This window comes from Bacillus kwashiorkori, assembly GCF_001375515.1.
Lineage (GTDB): Bacteria > Bacillota > Bacilli > Bacillales > Caldibacillaceae > Bacillus_BK > Bacillus_BK kwashiorkori.
Map to the genome: position 1 here is coordinate 583565 of NZ_CTDX01000016.1, position 19785 is coordinate 603349.

General features: G+C 34.7%; 22 protein-coding genes. 20 read left to right on the forward strand and 2 right to left on the reverse strand.

Annotated elements, in window-relative coordinates; genetic code table 11:
- Window positions 1–229: 229 nt before the first annotated feature.
- The 7 genes from BN1242_RS12075 to BN1242_RS12105 all read left to right on the forward strand — a co-directional run bounded on the left by BN1242_RS12075 (window position 230) and on the right by BN1242_RS12105 (window position 5216).
- Entirely contained in the window at window positions 230–709 is a 480-nt protein-coding gene (locus tag BN1242_RS12075) for a YpiF family protein (RefSeq protein WP_062356366.1), read from the forward strand.
- A 122-nt stretch (window positions 710–831) separates the two neighbouring features.
- Window positions 832–1338, forward strand: coding sequence for a QcrA and Rieske domain-containing protein (locus BN1242_RS12080; RefSeq protein WP_062356371.1), 507 nt, complete (start codon window positions 832–834; stop codon window positions 1336–1338).
- A gap of 2 nt (window positions 1339–1340) precedes the next feature.
- Complete coding sequence (qcrB, locus tag BN1242_RS12085; RefSeq protein WP_062356375.1) at window positions 1341–2015, forward strand: menaquinol-cytochrome c reductase cytochrome b subunit; 675 nt, start codon at window positions 1341–1343, stop codon at window positions 2013–2015.
- Between the two features lie 69 nt (window positions 2016–2084).
- Complete coding sequence (locus tag BN1242_RS12090) at window positions 2085–2852, forward strand: menaquinol-cytochrome c reductase cytochrome b/c subunit (RefSeq protein WP_062356388.1); 768 nt, start codon at window positions 2085–2087, stop codon at window positions 2850–2852.
- 163 nt (window positions 2853–3015) lie between these two features.
- A complete protein-coding gene (gene lhaT, locus BN1242_RS12095; protein WP_062356391.1) occupies window positions 3016–3609 on the forward strand; it encodes a lipoprotein heptaprenylglyceryl N-acetyltransferase LhaT in 594 nt (197 codons plus the stop codon).
- A 70-nt stretch (window positions 3610–3679) separates the two neighbouring features.
- Window positions 3680–4471, forward strand: coding sequence for a sporulation protein YpjB (gene ypjB / locus BN1242_RS12100; RefSeq protein ID WP_062356393.1), 792 nt, complete (start codon window positions 3680–3682; stop codon window positions 4469–4471).
- Between the two features lie 67 nt (window positions 4472–4538).
- Window positions 4539–5216, forward strand: coding sequence for a zinc metallopeptidase (locus BN1242_RS12105; protein WP_062356396.1), 678 nt, complete (start codon window positions 4539–4541; stop codon window positions 5214–5216).
- A gap of 29 nt (window positions 5217–5245) precedes the next feature.
- On the opposite strand, the gene BN1242_RS12110 is transcribed toward BN1242_RS12105, so the two are convergent.
- Window positions 5246–6118 (reverse strand): YitT family protein, encoded by an 873-nt coding sequence (locus BN1242_RS12110; RefSeq protein ID WP_062356400.1) that lies wholly within the window; start codon window positions 6116–6118, stop codon window positions 5246–5248.
- 232 nt (window positions 6119–6350) lie between these two features.
- Between BN1242_RS12110 and BN1242_RS12115 the strand changes: the two genes are divergently transcribed.
- The 13 genes from BN1242_RS12115 (at window position 6351) to BN1242_RS12170 (ending at window position 17104) form a co-directional block, all read left to right on the forward strand.
- Window positions 6351–6680 carry a nucleotide pyrophosphohydrolase gene (locus BN1242_RS12115; RefSeq protein ID WP_420806032.1) on the forward strand — a complete coding sequence of 110 codons (330 nt, stop codon included), beginning with the start codon at window positions 6351–6353 and terminating at the stop codon, window positions 6678–6680.
- The gene (dapB, locus tag BN1242_RS12120) at window positions 6673–7476 is read left to right on the forward strand and encodes a 4-hydroxy-tetrahydrodipicolinate reductase (protein WP_062356404.1); all 804 of its coding nucleotides are present in this window, start codon (window positions 6673–6675) and stop codon (window positions 7474–7476) included. The genes BN1242_RS12115 and dapB overlap by 8 nt, the downstream gene beginning before the upstream one ends.
- 15 nt (window positions 7477–7491) lie before the next feature.
- The gene (gene mgsA, locus BN1242_RS12125) at window positions 7492–7917 is read left to right on the forward strand and encodes a methylglyoxal synthase (RefSeq protein ID WP_062356407.1); all 426 of its coding nucleotides are present in this window, start codon (window positions 7492–7494) and stop codon (window positions 7915–7917) included.
- Window positions 7918–8090: 173 nt separating this feature from the next.
- Complete coding sequence (gene bshA / locus BN1242_RS12130) at window positions 8091–9263, forward strand: N-acetyl-alpha-D-glucosaminyl L-malate synthase BshA (protein ID WP_062356411.1); 1173 nt, start codon at window positions 8091–8093, stop codon at window positions 9261–9263.
- Window positions 9220–10407: a CCA tRNA nucleotidyltransferase gene (locus BN1242_RS12135; RefSeq protein ID WP_062356415.1), complete on the forward strand. Its 1188-nt coding sequence runs from the start codon at window positions 9220–9222 to the stop codon at window positions 10405–10407. Before bshA ends, BN1242_RS12135 begins: the two co-directional genes overlap by 44 nt.
- Window positions 10404–11390: a biotin--[acetyl-CoA-carboxylase] ligase gene (locus BN1242_RS12140; RefSeq protein ID WP_062356419.1), complete on the forward strand. Its 987-nt coding sequence runs from the start codon at window positions 10404–10406 to the stop codon at window positions 11388–11390. Before BN1242_RS12135 ends, BN1242_RS12140 begins: the two co-directional genes overlap by 4 nt.
- A 31-nt stretch (window positions 11391–11421) precedes the next feature.
- On the forward strand, window positions 11422–11592 hold the full coding sequence (locus BN1242_RS13030) for a YpmA family protein (protein WP_071435526.1): 171 nt from the start codon (window positions 11422–11424) through the stop codon (window positions 11590–11592).
- A gap of 20 nt (window positions 11593–11612) precedes the next feature.
- Complete coding sequence (locus BN1242_RS12145) at window positions 11613–12110, forward strand: cell wall elongation regulator TseB-like domain-containing protein (protein ID WP_062356422.1); 498 nt, start codon at window positions 11613–11615, stop codon at window positions 12108–12110.
- 44 nt (window positions 12111–12154) lie between these two features.
- Window positions 12155–13348 (forward strand): pyridoxal phosphate-dependent aminotransferase, encoded by a 1194-nt coding sequence (locus tag BN1242_RS12150; RefSeq protein WP_062356425.1) that lies wholly within the window; start codon window positions 12155–12157, stop codon window positions 13346–13348.
- Window positions 13349–13762: 414 nt separating this feature from the next.
- Window positions 13763–15061 carry an asparagine--tRNA ligase gene (gene asnS / locus BN1242_RS12155; protein WP_420806028.1) on the forward strand — a complete coding sequence of 433 codons (1299 nt, stop codon included), beginning with the start codon at window positions 13763–13765 and terminating at the stop codon, window positions 15059–15061.
- Between the two features lie 167 nt (window positions 15062–15228).
- Window positions 15229–15930: a DnaD domain-containing protein gene (locus tag BN1242_RS12160; protein WP_062356434.1), complete on the forward strand. Its 702-nt coding sequence runs from the start codon at window positions 15229–15231 to the stop codon at window positions 15928–15930.
- 10 nt (window positions 15931–15940) lie between these two features.
- Window positions 15941–16591, forward strand: coding sequence for an endonuclease III (gene nth, locus BN1242_RS12165; RefSeq protein WP_062356438.1), 651 nt, complete (start codon window positions 15941–15943; stop codon window positions 16589–16591).
- Window positions 16592–16597: 6 nt separating this feature from the next.
- Window positions 16598–17104 (forward strand): YpoC family protein, encoded by a 507-nt coding sequence (locus tag BN1242_RS12170; protein ID WP_062356441.1) that lies wholly within the window; start codon window positions 16598–16600, stop codon window positions 17102–17104.
- Between the two features lie 108 nt (window positions 17105–17212).
- Here the strand turns inward: BN1242_RS12170 and BN1242_RS12175 are convergent, their stop codons facing one another.
- Entirely contained in the window at window positions 17213–19738 is a 2526-nt protein-coding gene (locus BN1242_RS12175; RefSeq protein ID WP_071435527.1) for a transglycosylase domain-containing protein, read from the reverse strand.
- Window positions 19739–19785: the final 47 nt, after the last annotated feature.

A 19785-nucleotide genomic window follows, 5' to 3' on the forward strand; every position in this document is an offset into this window, starting at 1 on the left:
CAAAAAAGGTATGCAGCGTCTAGCGTGGGAAATTATTTTACAAAAGTGATTTAATAAAATATAATGAATTCAAGGTAAGTCGATTGTTCATAAAATTGTTATGAAATGTTCACAATTCATTCATGAGTTGTGAACGAATTATGTTATGATATTGTCGAATCTATGTAAGTTCACAGTTAATTCTAATATTTTTTGAGAATTAGTAATGATTGCGGAAAAAATTTAGGGGGTGAAGGAAACGCGTTGGAATGCTAAGGATAGTTTATTGTATTTAGATTCTAAACAATATGTTGATACGGTGCTTATACCAGTCATTCCGATTTCATTGCGAGATAACTGTAAAGAATCGGCGAATGCAGCGGAGTTTATACAACTTCTTTGTCTGCAATTAGAAAAACAATTTAGAGGTAGAATTTTATTAATGCCATCATTTCCTTATTTACCAAATAGTAATGATTCGCAAAACGTATTCCTTCTTGAACCGTTCATGGACGAGTTAAAAAGTGCAAATTTTAAACATATTGTTTTCTTATCGACTGAATCAGTATTGAAAAAGTATGTAGAAGATTTTGGGGGGGATTTTATTTGGGTACCTTCCATCCCTTTAGATTCGATGGAAGATTCTTATAAACTATCAATTATGGACAATCAAGTTAAACAATTATTAAACATCATTGTAGATATTTGGCAAGAAACTGAAACTAGTTAAAAATAATAGTAATTATATTTTAAAAGTTACTATTATATTGATTTTCATATCATATTGATATATTATGATAATGTCTTAATTGTTAGACAAAGGGTTGAGACTACGAAGAGGGGGGAAATAGCTTGAGTAAGCAACGGGTAACTAGACGCCAGTTCCTATCTTATACGCTAATGGGAGTAGGCGGTTTTATGGCGGCAGGTACTGTTATGCCTATGCTTCGCTTTGCAGTAGATCCTGTTTTGCAAGCAAAAACAGATACAGAGTTTGTTGCGACAAAAGTGAAAGTAGATGAAATAACGACAGAACCACAGCGGGTTGAATTTCCATTTAACCAAATCGACGCATGGCATGAGTCTGAGGTAATTCAAACAGCATGGGTTTATAAAGATGGTGCAGGAGAAATCGTTGCACTTTCGCCAATTTGTAAACATCTTGGCTGTAACGTTAATTGGAATGATGAAAAACATCCGAATCGATTTTACTGTCCTTGTCATAAAGGGTTATATGAAAAGGATGGTAAAAATGTGCCTAATACACCGCCAATGAAACCGCTAGATCGTTACCAATATGAAGTTAAAGATGGAATACTTTATTTAAGTACACGTGCAAAAGAAGTTGGGGGGGCGTAATCTTGTTAAGCAAAATTTATGATTGGGTTGACGAACGCTTAGATATTACGCCTTTATGGCGAGATATCGCGGATCATGAAGTGCCAGAACATGTAAATCCAGCACATCATTTTTCAGCTTTTGTTTACTGTTTTGGTGGATTGACATTTTTCGTTGTTGTTATTCAGATTTTATCTGGAATGTTTTTAGCGATGTATTATGTTCCAGATATTGAACGAGCTTGGCAGTCGGTGTATTATTTGCAAAACCAAGTTGCGTTTGGTCAAATGGTGCGCGGAATGCATCATTGGGGTGCAAGTGTTGTTATAGTAATGATGTTTTTACATACTTTACGAGTATTTTTCCAAGGTGCATATAAAAAGCCACGAGAACTGAATTGGATTGTAGGGGTACTAATCTTTTTCGTTATGTTAGGTCTAGGGTTAACAGGCTACTTATTACCATGGGATATGAAAGCGCTATTCGCAACAAAAGTTACATTAGATATTGCCCAAGCAACACCGTTTATTGGTGACCAGGTTAAGATGTTGTTAGCGGGGGATACATACATCACTGGTGCACAAACTTTAACGAGATTTTTTGCAATTCATGTATTCTTTTTGCCAGCAGCATTACTTGGGTTAATTGGCGCGCATTTCTTAATGATTCGAAAACAAGGTATTTCTGGGCCACTATAAACCGTTTTTACGTTTGTCATAGTGGGAATAGATGTAAGCGTCCTTGGACAAAGGAGGGGGAGAAATTAGATGCATAGAGGTAAGGGAATGAAATTTGTCGGCGACTCGCGTATAAAAGCGTCCGATCGTATGCCGAATATTCCGAAAGACTATTCAGAGTATCCAGGAAAAACAGAGGCTTTTTATCCCGACTTTTTATTAAAGGAATGGTTAGTTGGAGCAGTATTTCTTATCGGGTTCTTATGTTTAACGATTGTCGCACCACCACCATTAGAGCGAATTGCTGATGCAACGGATACAGCTTATATACCAATGCCAGATTGGTACTTCTTATTCTTATATCAATTTTTGAAGTACTCGTTTGCTTCCGGTAAATGGACAGTGTTAGGCGCATTTATAATTCCAGGTATTGCATTTACAGCGTTGCTACTTGCTCCTTTCCTTGATCGCGGGCCTAAAAGACGCCCACTTGAAAGACCGCTTGCTACAGGGTTTATGCTTCTTGGTGTGGCGGCAGTATTTTATTTAACTTGGGAAGCTGCTGCACATCACGATTGGGAAGCTGCAAAGCGTCAAGGAGAAATAAGAGTAGAAGCAGAAGTTGACAAATCACATGAAGGATATGCAATATACGAACAAAGTTGCCTTGCCTGCCATGGAGAAAATCTCGAGGGTTCTGGGGCAAATCCAGGCTTAGTTGGCACAGAAAAGTCTGTTGATGAAATTAAAGATATCGCCGTTAATGGGATAGGTGCTATGCCGAGTGGAATATTCCAAGGTACCGATGAAGAGTTGGAAAAATTGGCAGAGTTCATTAAAAGTATTGAGGCAAAGTAAAACTGGTGCATTGCGCACCAGTTTTTTCGTCGACTTCGGGCTATATGGGATAAAATAGTTAACATAATATTAAATTATGTTAACTAAAGATTATTATAAAAAACAGCGTTTAAATTTTTCCTATTTTCCTTTATAATAGGAAAAAAATAGGAGGAGATGGATCTTGATACGGTTATATTCGCTATTATCACAAAAACATTTTCTTATTTTATTATTAATCATCAATATTTTAGGTACAGTATATGGGTATATTTGGTATCAATATCAGCTTGCTGATACACCGACCATTTTCCTTATCTTCGTACCTGACAGTCCTACCGCTAGTTTATTTTTTGTATTTGTATTAATTGCCTTTCTTCTGAAAAAAAATTGGCCATATATGGAATCGTTAGCTATAATAACTCTCTTTAAATACGGGATATGGGCAGTTGTGATGAACATATTGACATTAATTGTTCATGGAGAATTATCTGCTTCAGGTTATATGTTAATCTTTTCCCATTTAGGAATGGCTATTCAGGGGTTATTGTACGCTCCTTATTACCGGATTAAATTACGGCACATAATCATTGCTAGTATATGGACTTTACATAATGATATTATTGATTATGTTTTTTTTATGTACCCTCATTATAATTTAGAAAAATATATAGCAGAAATCGGCTATTTTACTTTTTGGCTAAGTATATTTTCCATAGCTCTTGCCTATTTTTTATGTTTATCTAAAAAAAGCAGACGATTACAATTTATTTTTTAATGACCCTTTTTTTGTTCTACTCTTGTATTCCTTATCATACGTTTTTATTAGGAATATAGGGGGGACAAGTATGAAGTATAAATGGTTAGTTTGTGTGGTCGTATTATTCTTTTTCTTACAGCCTAGCATTGGACTTGCTACAGATGCAAAAATAACAGAACTTGATAAAATCGCCAATAATGTCCTTCAATTAACAGAAGCGAAACGTTATGGGGAAGCAAAGAAAGCATTAGAACAGTTTGAAGGAAAATTAACAAAACATTTAGAGAGTACGCATTTTACTAATTTCGATGAACTGAGAATTTTGCAACTTGCGTACAGTGATGTCGATAAAAAATTGTCGGCAGATAATATCGATCATTCACTTGTTGTTAATAGTGCTACAAAGTTCCGCTTAGTAATGGATGCAATATATACGAACCATGAGCCTTTATGGACAAATATGGAAGGAACAGTCATGGCAGCTTTTCAAACGTTAAAAACAACTGTAATGACTGGTGAAACAGACTACTATCATGAAAGACTAAATTCTTTCTTACTTGCATATGATATAATTTACCCTAGCATTATGCTAGACGCTAACAAAGAACAGTTTCAAAAGGTTGATGCCCAAATTCAATTTTTGCAGCATTATGCGAAAGAGATGCTAGCAAGTGATGAGGTGTTAAACGAACTAGAAGCTTTGGAAACGAATTTGTTATCAATTTTTGATAACGTTCAAGAGGATGAGGCAGATCCATCGTTATGGTGGGTCATTATTTCTACAGGTGGAATTATTATTGCAACACTATCTTATGTCGGATTCAAAAAATATAAAGCTGACGAACAGAAAAAGCGCTACGAAAAGAAGCAAAAACATTGACTTTTTTTATATATTTTTTGTATGATTTATACAAACAATATTAGTATAAAGGTAATGGAGGGTCTCAATGGCAACATTTTTGATTTATTTTGCAATTATAACGATAATCCCGTTGTGGGCTAGCTTAAGAGTGAAAAATACGTACAATAAATATTTAAATGTGCCGACGTCTACAAGCATGACTGGTTACGAAACAGCAAGAAAGATTTTAGATGCAAACGGTCTATACGATGTTCGAGTAGAAGAGGGACGTGGCTTTTTAAGCGATCATTATGATCCGCGTGCAAAAGTTGTTCGGTTATCACCAGAAAATTTCCACGGTCACTCATTGGCTGCTACAGCCGTTGCTGCTCATGAAGTTGGTCACGCATTACAAGATCAAGAGGAATATGCCTTTCTAAAATTTCGTTCAGCATTAGTACCAGTGGCTAATTTAGGATCAAATTTATCGTATATTTTAATCATTATTGGGATTATTTTTACATTTACAGAACTTGCAGTAGTAGGGTTAATTTTCATGCTATTCGCTGTACTATTCCAAGTAGTAACATTACCAGTTGAGTTTAACGCTTCGAGTCGCGCGATGAATCAAGTAGTAGCACTTGGGATTATTCGCAATGATGAAGAACGTGGTGCTAGAAAAGTACTGAATGCAGCAGCTTTAACATACGTAGCTGCAGCAGTAGTTGCATTATTAGAACTACTTCGCTTTGCATTAATTATTTTTGCTTCAAATGATGATTAAAGAATAGGGCTGTCGAAAAGACAGCCCTATTAACGTTCTAACGGTTTTTTATTTTCATCCAAAGTGAATCCTTCTCCGAGAACATCATGGACAAAGGATACGGAAACGAAAGCATGAGGGTCGATAGATGTTATTAAATTTTTTAATGCAACAATTTCATTGCGTGAAACAACACAGTAAAGTACGGTTTTATTTTGCTTTGAATAAAAGCCGTGTCCCTCCAATACCGTAACTCCACGATTCAAATTATTGATAATTTTTTCACCTATTTCCTCTGGATGATCAGAAATGATTAAAGCCCCTCTAGCAGAATACGCTCCTTCTTGTATGAAGTCAATTACTCGGGCACCGATGAACACTGCTACTAATGTGTACATAGCTTCTCGTGGAGATAAATATGTAATTAATGATAAGGTGATTACGCAAGCATCGAATATAAACATCGTCTTCCCGATAGACCAACCAATATATTTTTGTACTAATCGGGCAATAATATCAACTCCACCAGTCGTTCCGCCATTTCGGAAAATGATACCTAAGCCGATACCAATAAAAGCGCCTGCAAATAAGGCAGCCAATGTTAAATCACCTTGAAGTGGAATTTCATATTCATATGTTTGGAAAATTTCTAAGAAAATGGATACGGCTACTGTGCCAATAATGGTGTAGTAAAAAGTTGTTCTTCCCAAATATTTCCACCCAATAAAAAACACTGGAATATTAAGTAGAATATTGGTGATGGAAGGGTTGATTGAAAATAAAAAATAAAGTAATAATGTTATTCCGGTAAAACCGCCTTCCGCTAAATTATTTTGCATGTTGAAGTGGACTAGCCCAAAGGCGAAGATTGCTGCGCCCAATAATATGAAGAGTATGTTTTTTACTTTAAGCCGAAATATCATAAGCTAATTCCTTTCTTATATAGTAGCGACTCTATTATACAAAAATATCGGAAGAAGTACCAATTGATATTTATGCATAACATAACTAAATTCGTTCAATTCCCTTTATTGTGTCCTTCTTTGTTGACAAAAAATTATAGAAATAAAATATTTGGCATTGGATTTCTTTTTCGATAACATTAAAATGATATCGAGACGAAAAATTGGAGTGATAGTTTTGCATGAAAAAACAATGAAAGATTTACAAAAGGAAGTCGATCAATATATTAGGCAATTTAAAGAAGGTTATTTTAGTCCGCTTGCACTGTTAGCCCGCATGACTGAAGAATTAGGAGAATTAGCTCGAGAAGTCAATCATTATTATGGAGAAAAACCAAAAAAACAAACAGAAAAAGAAAAAACAGTGGAAGAAGAACTAGGAGATTTGTTATTTGTTATTATTTGTTTTGCGAATTCCTTACAAATTGATCTAGAAACTGCCCATAATATTGTAATGGAAAAATTTCAAACACGTGATTATAATCGATGGACAAGAATTGGGGAGGAAGATAATCATGAATAAAATAAAAATAGTTATAGCAGGTCCACGAGGAAAAATGGGCATAGAAGCAGTGAAAATGGTTCAAAACAACGAACAATTTCAATTAGAAGCGGTAATTGACAGGAAACATAATGGCAAAACATTGGCGGAGGCCGACTCCCGCTTTTCTCATTTACCGATTCCTATTTTCACGAATCCAGATCAATGTTTTGCAACAGTTAAACCAGATGTTTTAATTGATTTAACGACTCCTTCTGCTTGCTACCAACATGCTATCAGTGCCCTTAACTATGGTGTGAGACCGATTATTGGTACTACCGGTATGTCAAAAGCACAATTGACTGCTATCGAAGAATTAGCAAATGAAAAACAAATTGGTTGTATCATTGCCCCTAATTTTGCTATCGGGGCTATACTGATGATGAAGTTTTCCCAAATGGCTGCTAAATTTTTTCAAGACATTGAAATAATTGAAATGCATCATGATCAAAAATTGGATGCACCGAGTGGAACGGCTGTAAAAACGGCCGAATTGATTTCAACTGAAAGATCTTTAAAAACTCAAGGGCACCCAAATGAACATGAAAATATCCCTGGAGCAAGAGGAGCAGATTTCGAAGGCATGAAAATTCATAGCGTTCGCCTACCTGGTTTAATAGCCCATCAACAAGTAATGTTCGGTGCTGAGGGAGAAACATTAACAATTCGTCATGATTCTTATAATCGAAACTCCTTTATGACAGGGGTTAAATTAGCAATTCAAGCAATCATCAATTTAGATACATATGTTTATGGATTAGAAAATATTATGGAATAATTAGGAGGAATTCACATGAATATTGCACTCATTGCACATGACAAAAAGAAGAAAGACTTAATACAGTTTGTAACGGCCTACTTATCAATATTTAAAAAACACGAGTTATACGCAACTGGTACAACAGGATTAAGACTTTGTGAGGAAACCGGCTTAAAAATTAAAAGATTTCAGTCTGGTCCACTTGGAGGAGATCAAGAAATTGGAGCACTAATTGCCAAAAATGAAATGGATATGGTGATATTTTTTAGAGATCCGTTAACAGCCCAACCTCATGAACCTGATGTCAGTGCATTAATAAGACTTTGTGACGTTTATAATATACCTCTTGCAACAAATATGGGATCAGCAGAAGTTTTAGTTCGTGGCTTGGAACATGGTGATATCGACTGGCGTCAATTGGAAAGAGGGAGAGGAAAAAAATTCTCTATTAAAGAATAAGCATATGAATTTTCAAAAAGATAAGTAGATTAAATATGGATACATATTCTTCATTTTTACGCAGTTAGGGAATAAAAAGATGCGATTGAAATGTATGATTGATAAATAGATTCAAATAAGAAATATTTATATTTCAACAAATAGTTTTATTACGGGCAGGGGGAAGGTTGAAAATGAAAATAGGCATTACTTGTTATCCAACTATCGGCGGATCAGGAGTTATTGCTACTGAATTGGGGAAAATTTTAGCGGAGCGGGGACATGAAATTCACTTTATTTCATCAAGTGTTCCATTTCGTCTAAGGAAGTTGTACCATAATATTTATTATCACCAAGTGGAAATCAATCAATATTCCGTATTTCAATATCCGCCATACGAAATTCAACTAGCGAGTAAAATCGCAGAAGTAGCTAAACGCGAAAAATTAGATATCCTTCATGTGCACTATGCGATTCCACATGCTGTTTGTGCGATTCTCGGCAAACAAATGGCAAACGAAACGTTTAAAATCGTAACAACTTTGCATGGGACAGATATAACCGTACTTGGGCAAGATTCATCGTTAAATGATGCTATCCGCTTTGCCATTGAAAAATCAGATTATGTTACCGCCGTATCCAATGCACTAGCAAAACAAACATATGAGATGATTGCTCCAAAAAAAGAAATACATACTGTCTATAATTTTATCGATGAGCGCATCTTTTTTAAACGCGATTCGAGTCATCTTAAAGCAGAATATTGTATCAATCCAAATGAAAAAGTTATTATTCATGTTTCCAATTTTCGTAACGTGAAACGCGTTCCAGATGTCGTGAAAGTTTTTTCACAAATTGAAAGGAATATCCCAGCTAAATTATTATTAGTTGGCGATGGACCGGAAATGACGATGGTAATGAATTTAGTCGAAGAATTAAACATAAAGGATAACGTATTATTTCTAGGAAAACAAGAAAACTTGCAAGAACTATACGCAATAAGTGATTTAATGCTATTATTATCCGAGAAGGAAAGTTTTGGCCTAGTAGCTTTAGAAGCAATGGCTTGTGGTGTGCCTTGTATCGGGACAAATATTGGCGGTATTCCAGAAGTAATAGATGATCATGAAAATGGATATATTTGTAACGTTGGCGATATCAATGAAATTGCCAGTAAAGCATTAAATTTATTGCAAAATCAAACTTTGGCGAATCAGTTTTCCAACAGTGCTTTGAAAAAAGTAGCAAGTGCTTTTTCATCAAAACAGATTATTGATGAATATGAAAATATTTATTTTCAATTATTAGAAATGGATGAAGAAAATGAAACTAACAAAACCGTTTTTACAAGCAATACCATTGATTGAGGAAATTGAAAATGCTGGCTATGAGGCATATTTTGTTGGTGGATCAGTACGTGATTATTTATTAGGAAAAGCAATTAATGATGTTGATATCGCTACTAGTGCACATCCAGAAGAAATAAAAGCTATATTTCCTAAGACAGTCGATGTTGGAATTGAACATGGGACTGTTTTAGTACTGTTTCAAAACAACAGTTACGAGATAACGACATTTCGATCGGAGAGTGAATATGTAGACTTTCGAAGACCGAAAGAAGTAAAATTTATTCGTTCTTTGGAAGAAGATTTACAGCGCAGAGATTTTACGATGAATGCCATCGCTATGACGAAAGCAGGCGAACTGATCGATCCATTTTCTGGATATAGTGATATTAAATCAAAAATAATCCGAACGGTTGGCAGTCCTCATGATCGTTTCCAAGAAGATGCGTTAAGACTACTGCGGGCGGTTCGTTTCGTTAGCCAACTTAACTTTCAATTAGATAGTCAAACGTTTCAAGCGTTAAAAAGGAAGGCTTCACTACTAGAACATATTGCTGTGGAAAGAAAATTAGCCGAGTTTATCAAATTATTAAATGGTCGAAATCGAAAAGAAGCTATGGAGCTACTAGTTGAAGGAACGTTAAATCAATTTTTACCGGGACTAGTGGATAAAGAAGATGGTCTTAGGGAGTTTTCTCAAAACTGTAATCAAAATGATGATTTTACTAATGATGAATGGTGGACATTATTAATTTATTTTGTCCAACCTGAAAATATCACTCGTTTTTTAAAGTCTTGGAAACTACCAGTAAAAAAAATGAAAAAAGTTGATGCATATTACCGTGCGCTACTTTTGCGATTTAATGACGAATTTGATGAACTTCTCATATACAAACTAGGCTTAGAAGTAGTAATTAGTGCAGAGAAAATTAATGCTGTGATTAAAAAGCAACTACCTAATCTGCATATATTACAAAAAAAATATGAGCGACTACCGATAAAAGACCGGTCACAATTAAAAATAAATGGAAATGATATAATTACTTGGATGAATAAATCATCAGGTCCTTGGGTGAAAGACGAGTTAAGAAAAGTAGAGGAAGCAGTAATTAAGGGAGAAGTAGCTAATGAGAAATCTATTATTAAGGAGTGGCTATATTCGTGAAATCATCTGTACGAAAGCAAATTCTAGATGCTTTTCGGCAAGCTGGTGATCAATTTTTATCAGGGGAAGAATTAGCACGAACGATTGGATGTTCTAGAACAGCTGTATGGAAATATATGGAGGAACTTCGAAAAGATGGTTTCCAATTAGAAGCAGTAAGAAAAAAAGGCTATCGAATCATTGATGTACCGCATCATTTTTCTGTTAACGAATTTTATTTAGGACTAACAACAGAGAAGATTGGCAGAAATTTATTATTTTTTGATTCCATTTCCTCTACACAAGAAATGGCAAAACAAAGAGCACTGAAAGGGGATCAAGAAGGAACAATCATTATCGCAGATGAACAAACTGCTGGAAGAGGTCGAATGAACCGCCAGTGGCATTCTAACAAAGGAACGGGTATTTGGGCTAGCTTAATTATTAGGCCAAAAATTCCGATCCAAAAAGCACCGCAAATTACATTATTAACCGCTGTTGCAATCGCCAAGGCAATAGAGGAAATTACACCTAATGATGTTTCAATTGAAATAAAGTGGCCAAACGACATTATCCTTAATGGGAAAAAAGTATGTGGTATTTTAACTGAATTACAAGCGGAAGAAAATCGGATTCAATCAATTATTATCGGATTTGGTCTTAATGTAAATCAACAACGAGCGGATTTTCCGCAACAGTTAGAACAATTAGCCACATCTCTTTCCATTGAAACTAATCTACACTTTTCCCGGTCAAAATTACTACAGTTAATTTGCCTGCAATTTGAAAAACTTTACGATACATATTTAAAAACTGGTTTTTCTGTAATAAAAATTCTTTGGGAAAGTTATTCAAATAGTATCGGAAAAACAATAACAGCGAGAACTATTTCAGGTAACTATACTGGGACAGCGTTAGGAATAACTGAAGATGGGGTATTATTATTACAAGATGAAAAAAAAGAAATTCATTATATCTATTCTGCAGATATTGAGATAAAATAAAGGTAAAACTGCCATTTGTGAGGGATTTTCAATGGGGAATAAAGTAGAAGTATTATCAACGATAGCAATTAATTACCATGACGATTTATATAAAATTGTCGACTTATTAAATCGCACATTAAAAAGAGAAGATTTAATGTTCGGGCTCTCTTTAGACAAAACAGATAACTCGAAGGCAATTTTTACAATTTATCGTACATAAAAAATAAAGATGTGATACGTATGAAAAAAAAGATTATTATTAGTTTGTTCATAATTTTTGTGATTATTATTACTGGATCAATCCTTATTTATCATCAAGCAACTAAAAATCAGCAAACACAAGAATCTATAGCAGTAGAACGTGCAAAAGAATATGTAAATATTAGTGAAGTTAAAAAGGTAACTTCCTTTCACTATATGGACAGTTACTATATTATCGAAGCAGTTAATGAAAATTCAGAAGACATTATTATTTGGATTCCAGAAGAAAAGAATAAAGAAGTTTTAATAAAAAATGCAAAAGATGGAATTTCTAAAGAAGAAGCGATGGATTTATTAGTAAATGGATTAGATAATTTTTCTAATAACCAAAGACCGAAAAATATCATAAATATAAAACTAGGAATGGTCGATGACGTCCCGGTGTATGAAATTACGTATCGTGATCAAAAAGACCGATATAGTTTTATCTATATTGATTTCTATAATGGGGATTGGTACCGCGTATATAATTTTTAACTAAACAAAGTTACCGATTATTTGTATAGAAGGGAGCAGATGGTTTGTTTCAAGCTGCTAAAAGAATTGCGAACATCACACCATCTAATACTTTAGCAATCACTGCAAAAGCAAACAAAATGAAAGCAGACGGAATCAATGTAATTAGTTTAGGTGCAGGGGAGCCAGATTTTCCTACTCCAGAGCGAATTGTGAGACGTGCTTATGAAGCGATGGTTGCTGGAGAAACAAGATACACCCCTTCGGATGGGTTAAGTAAGTTAAAAAAAGTAATCATCCAAAATATGATGGAGGACCAACAATTACGTTATCAAGAAGATGAAATAATTGTTACGACTGGGGCAAAATTTGCTCTTTATACACTTTTTCAAGTCCTTCTCAATGAAGGTGATGAGGTAATAATTCCTGCACCATATTGGGTAAGTTATCCCGAACAAGTAAAATTAGCTGGTGGAGTTCCTGTTATTGTAAATACAAAGGAAGAAAACCTTTATAAAATAACAAAGCAGGAAGTTGCTAGTGCAATTACTGGAAAAACAAAGGCAATTATTATTAACTCTCCAAATAACCCGACAGGAAGTATTTATTCTGAGGAGGAGTTAGCGGAAATTGCTACTATTTGTATTGAAAACAATGTGCTAATTATTTCTGATGATATTTATGAAAAATTAGTGTATAATGGTGCAATATTTTTTCCCATTGCTAAACTATCAGAGGAAATAAAAAAACAGACAATTATAATTAACAGTGTTTCTAAATCGTTTGCAATGACCGGTTTTCGGATTGGTTTTGCTGCAGGAAAAAAAGAAATAATTAAAAAAATGACGGTTCTCGCCAGTCACAGCACGTCCAATCCTACAACCCCTGCACAGTTTGCTGCTATCCAAGCTTACGAAGGGGAAAGAGTATTTATAGAAACAATGCGTGCTAATTATGAATCAAGACTGAATATTATTTATGAACAGTTACTACGCATTCCTTATATAAATTGTGTAAAACCACAAGGGGCTTTTTATTTATTCCCAAATGTAAAAGAAACGGCCAGTAAATGTGGTTTTGCTACTGTAAATGATTTTGTTCATGCATTATTAGAAGAAGCTCTTGTTGCAGTCATTCCAGGAAGCGATTTTGGAGCTCCAGATCATATGCGCTTATCTATTGCAACATCATTAGAAAAATTAGAGCTAGCCATTGCAAGAATTAAGGAATTTGTGGAAAAACGTATCACTGCATATTAGTCGGATTAAAAATTGCAAAATAATCTTTCTTATGAACTGGTAGTAAAAACCTCCACCAGTGAGTAGGTGGGGGATACGGCCAGTAAAAATTTTAAAGAGTAAGTCAAAGTTAATAAATTGATGGGCATCTTTAGGGGAGTAGCATGATTGCCTTTCCAACAAATTCGTTGGGTCTTATAATTAGTTCAGGTAACACTCACTCAACACTATTCGTCTAGTAAATGTTGGTGAAATCATAGTTATAAGAACACTCCTAAATTAAAAACCAATTGTTCTAAACACTGTTATGTTTTCATTGCTTGTTTATTTACTCGCATGTATAATAAGTAACAAAAGCAAAAACTTACAAAATATCCGTTTTTATTTTTTAATATGGACAGTTTTGCATACATTTTATTTTGCATTTTGGAGGGAATGTTTTTGAAAACGACATTAGCTGAAGTAAAAGATTATGTTGGACAAGAAGTAACTATTGGAGCTTGGGTTGCTAATAAGCGTTCGAGCGGAAAAATAGTTTTTTTACAACTTCGAGATGGTACAGCTTTCATTCAAGGGGTTGTCGTAAAAAATGAAGTATCGGATGAGATTTTTCAATTAGCTAAATCTTTAACGCAAGAAACATCAATTTACATAACTGGTGTTGTTAACGTGGATGAACGATCACCATATGGATATGAACTGGCAGTATCAAAAATTGAGATTATTCATGAGTCACATGATTATCCGATTACACCTAAAAATCATGGTACAGAATTTTTAATGGATCACCGGCATTTGTGGCTCCGATCAAAGCGTCAACATGCGGTAATGAAAATTAGAAATGAAATTATTCGTTCTACATATGAGTTTTTTAATGATCGTGGATTTGTTAAGATTGATCCACCGATATTAACTAATAATGCACCAGAAGGAACGACAGAGCTTTTCCATACGAAGTACTTTGATGAAGATGCTTTCCTTTCCCAAAGTGGACAATTACATTTGGAAGCTGCGGTAATGGCTTTAGGGCGTGTTTTCTCTTTCGGACCTACATTCCGTGCCGAAAAATCAAAAACTCGTCGTCATTTAATCGAATTTTGGATGATGGAACCTGAAATGGCTTTTTGTGAATTTGAGGAGAGCTTAGTCGTACAAGAAGAATATGTTAGTTATATTGTTCAATCTGTCTTAAAAAACTGTCAAATAGAGTTAAAGACTTTAGGTAGGGATACATCCAAATTAGAAAAAGTACAAGCACCATTTCCACGAGTTCACTATGATGATGCAATTAAGTTTTTACATGAACAAGGGTTTGACGATATTCAATGGGGGGATGATTTTGGCGCACCTCACGAAACAGCAATTGCTAATCATCATGATAAACCTGTCTTTATTACTCATTATCCGAAAGCAATTAAACCTTTCTATATGCAACCAGATCCAACCCGTGATGATGTAGTATTATGTGCGGATTTAATTGCTCCAGAAGGCTATGGGGAAATTATTGGTGGTTCTGAACGGATTCATGATTATGATTTGTTAAAACAAAAGTTGGAAGAATTTAATTTACCTCTTGATGCTTATCAATGGTATTTAGACTTGCGTAAATATGGTTCTGTTCCACATTCTGGATTCGGACTTGGTTTAGAAAGAACGGTTGCATGGATTTCTGGTATTGAGCACGTTCGTGAATCTATACCGTTCCCAAGACTTTTAAATCGTCTTTATCCATAATAAATTAATTTTAAGAGGGGGACTGACCTCCACGTTCTAACTTGGATTGAATGTGATGGTCTGTACCCCTTTCCTTTTTCCCGCTTTGATTGAAGTTCCCCTATAATGAAAAATTCTTATCCACTACATAGTTTTCATGCTATACTATTTTAGAGGTGAATGATCACGTGAATAAACAAATCTTATTAGAATTGCTGGAAGAAGGGGTCGTAACAATTCCTTCTTTTTTATTCAAATATTATCGGAAAATGCAATTAACAGATATCGAATGCATGTTACTATTACATGTTCATACATTTATCCAACAAGGGAATCATTTTCCGACAATTCGACAAATATCTGAACGTATGTCAATTGATGATGTACAGTTAAGTCAAATACTCCAATCTTTAATTCAACGCGAATTTTTACAATTAATGAATGGAAAATCCGAGACAGGAATCGTTTTTGAAAAATATTCGTTACAGCCACTATGGAATAAAATAGTCGAGCTATTATTAATAGAAGCTAAGGAAGAAGAATCTTTCCAATTAAAGATAGAAGAAGGAAACTTGTTTTCAATTTTTGAGCAAGAATTTGCTAGACCACTGTCGCCGATAGAATGTGAAACATTATCGATGTGGATTGATAATGACAACCATAGTCCGGAATTAATTAAAGCAGCACTACGAGAGGCAGTTTTATCCAATAAATTGAATTTCCGTTATATTGATCGCATTTTATTCGAATGGAAAAAAGCTGGCATTAAAACGGTTGAGCAGGCAGCAGAGCAGGGGAAAAAATACCGCATGCATCAACAAAAAATGAAAGAGGAGCCGAAGAAAAAGCAAACAGAAGCAGTACCATTTTATAACTGGTTAGAAAGTTAGGGGGATGGAATTGTTAACAAAACAACAAATTAGATTCTGTTTAGATGAAATGGGAAAAATGTTTCCTGAAGCCCATTGTGAATTAAATCATAAAAATCCTTTTGAATTAGTAATAGCAGTCGTGTTATCTGCACAATGCACAGATGCCCTCGTAAACAAAGTGACAAAAAATCTTTTTGAAAAATATCATACGCCACATGACTATTTAAATGTTTCCTTAGAGGAACTGCAAAACGATATACGTTCAATCGGTCTATTCCGTAATAAAGCAAAGAACATTCAAAAACTATGTCAAATCCTCTTAGAAAAATATGATGGACAAGTACCGAAAACGCGCGAGGAATTAATGGAATTACCAGGAGTTGGAAGGAAAACAGCTAATGTAGTTATGTCTGTTGCATTCGGAGTTCCTGCAATAGCCGTCGACACCCATGTAGAACGAGTAAGTAAAAGACTAGCTATTTGTCGATGGAAAGACACAGTACTTGAAGTTGAGAACACATTAATGAAAAAAGTACCGAAAGAGGAATGGTCGATTACTCATCACCGGATGATTTTTTTCGGAAGATATCATTGTAAAGCTCAATCACCTAAATGTTTGGAATGTCCGTTATTAGAAATTTGCCGAGAAGGGAAAAAGCGTACGAAAGAAAAGAGATGAATTTATATGATTGCAAAGGAAATTAATCATCCATTGTTTTATATTAATAATCGGACACCTAAAGATTTCTTTATGAAGGAAAATGAATACTATTTACAAAAAGATAATAGTGTGACAGATTTATGGGAAGATAGTAATACGGTAATAGATCGTATTTTAGCTAACTGGGATTTATTTAAAGAAGAAATAGTGTCCTTATTTTCTGCCCGAAAAGTTACAGCCATTAAAGAACCGATGATTGATGGTATAGCACTCTTTTTGAAATTCCTTTTTCTGTGTAATCATCAGTTAGTGAATTTTCATTCGTTCGAATTAAACATAGATAAATTAGACAGAAAGCCTGTTAATCTTCAAGAAAGGCTTTCATTTGTCATGAATCATCCGCAGCAATACCATTCGTTTATCCAGTTATCAGAGTTATTTTCAGAACAACGAAAAATATATAGTAAATATTTAGCAATGGAAAAGTTGAAACAAAAAGGGGTGCCTAATACAAATGGGTCCAACACTTAGTTACTGTGTTGGACCCATTTGTTGTTTTACTGTGGTTCGTAAGCTTACGACTATACAGTTCAATTATCAAATAGCGTCATTACGGGTTTTGTCTATTTCTATGTTATTCTAATTGCTGTTATTTCCATTATTATTTCCGTTGCCATTTCCATTCCCGTTATTATCCCCATTCCCATTATTATCACCCGGGTTAATAGAAGAATCATCTTGATCATCTTCCTCATTTCCACTACTATCATCGTCATCTTCTTCATTATCGTCTGATGGCGGTTCGACTGGTAAGAGGTTACTTAAGTCGACTGTTATTGTAACTGGGTCACTTTCGTTATCATTTATTTTGGCATAAACGGTAATATCGTAAATGAAACCAGGTGAGATATTGTCAATTCGTATTCCTTTTTTGTCCGTCGTAGCATTTAATTTTTGATCTGTACCGTTAATGGAAAGATCAACATGAAATACAGTTCCTTTTAATCCTCCAGGGAAATCCCATTTTAACGTCATTTGTTTCTTCTTTTCATCGTACTTATAGGTTACATTTGTTGGACTTGGCATTTTATTATAAACTTCGGATACTTCTTTCGGTTCATGACCTTTAACAAAGTATTCATAAATAATTTTGTCAGATGGTGTAAATGGACTTGCTAATTTTGGCGGGTTTGATCCCTTTTCAATTCCGAGACGAACTACACTGTTAGGTTGTTTAAAGTCTTGCGTTTCAATCCCTTGATGCACATAGGACATTAAATGTTTAAAGATTAACCGCGGCAATTGTGTAGCAGTACCAGTTACAGCATCTTTTCTTGTTTCGTATCCAACCCAAATAGCAGCAGAATAATTCGATGAGTACCCGCCAAACCATACATCGGGAACAGTGTAAACATTAGGGTTAAATTTGTATTTTTTAAATTCATCTTCCGTGTAATTAGTTGTACCTGTTTTTCCAGCTATTGGAACACCCGGAACAGCTGCTAAACGCCCGGAACCGTTTTGTACCACTGATTTTAACATATCCGTAATCATAAAGGCGGTTGCTTCACTCATTACCGCTTTCGGCTCTGGATTAATTTCTATTTCCGTAACTTCATCTTGCAAAACAATTTTCCGAACGGAATACGGTTCATTATATATTCCTTCATTCCCAAATGCACTTAAAGCTGCTGCTAAATGGATAGGTGCGAATCCATCCTTCATTCCGCCGATAGAATAAGATTCTTCAATCTTTTTTTCTAATGGAATTCCTAAATTAACGGCAAATTCTCTTGCCTTATCAGCACCTACAGCTTGAAATGCTTGTAGTGCAGGAATATTTAAAGATTCTTGCAATGCATAACGCATCGTTACTGGTCCGGCATATTTATTATTGTAGTTATTAATTGGTTTTCCGTTGGAATACGTATATGGCTTATCTTCCAATATGTGATAGGTTGACCATTTTAAATATTCAATTGCAGGGCCGTAATCTAAAATTGGTTTAATTGTAGAGCCAGGTTGTCTCTTAATATCTATTGCATAATTTTGACCAAACTTTACTTTTTGATTACGTCCGCCACCGATGGCACGAATTGCCCCTGATTTCGTATCTAGTAAAACAAGTCCAGCTTGCATTTTATCATCAGGGAAATTCACATATTTATCAGTATTCAATATTTCATATACTCGTTTTTGAGCTTTCATATCTAATGTTGTATAAATGGATAATCCATCTGTATAAGCATTATAGCCTTGCTTTTTCACTTCTTTCGTTACTTCTTCAATAAAGGAGTCGTATGGTGTCACATCATTACTTTGCTTGTTCTCGTCTACGACATATTTCTCAATAGAATATTTTTGGGCAGCTTCCATTTGCTCCTTTGAGATAAAGCCATGTTGATGCATTAAACGTAGGACAATATCTTTTCTCCGATCAGCTAATTCAATACTTACGAAGGGATTATATGCGTTTGGCCTTTGAGGAAGACCTGCAATTAATGCAACTTCTGGCAAGGTTAATTCTTCTAACTCTTTATTGAAATAAGTTTTAGCAGCACGTTTAATCCCATAAACATTACCACCCATACTTATTTTATTCACATATATTTCAAAAATTTCCTCTTTCGAAAGGCTTTGCTCTAATTGAAAAGAAAGCCAAGCTTCTTGTGCTTTCCTTTTTAATGTTTTTTCATCGGATAAAAAGGAGAGTTTTACCACTTGCTGGGTTAACGTACTAGCTCCTTGAGAGCCAAAGCCACTCTTTAAGTTTGCTAATACAGCGCCACCAAGACGAATAATATCAATACCGTGATGTTTAAAAAATCGAACATCTTCCGTTGCGAGAATTGCATTTTTCATTAACTCTGGTATCTCGTCAAATTCAACATAGTCTCTTCGTTCAATTCCTACTTCAGCGACTAGGTCATTATTCATATCATAAATTTTCGATGATATTGGATCCTTTAACAGTTTTGGATCTAATTTTGGTGCATCACTAACCATAATCGCAAATGTGGTAATTCCAGTTAGTAAACCAACAAATCCTATTACAAGAAATATGAGAAAAACCTTTTTCAATAGATGAAATTTTGATTGTGCCTTTTTCTTCGGTTTTTGTTTTAATTGTCGTTTTTCGGTACGTGTTTTATATTGCTCTCCCATAACGACATTACCTTCCTTTCATTCAGAGATATAGAATGATTATTCAT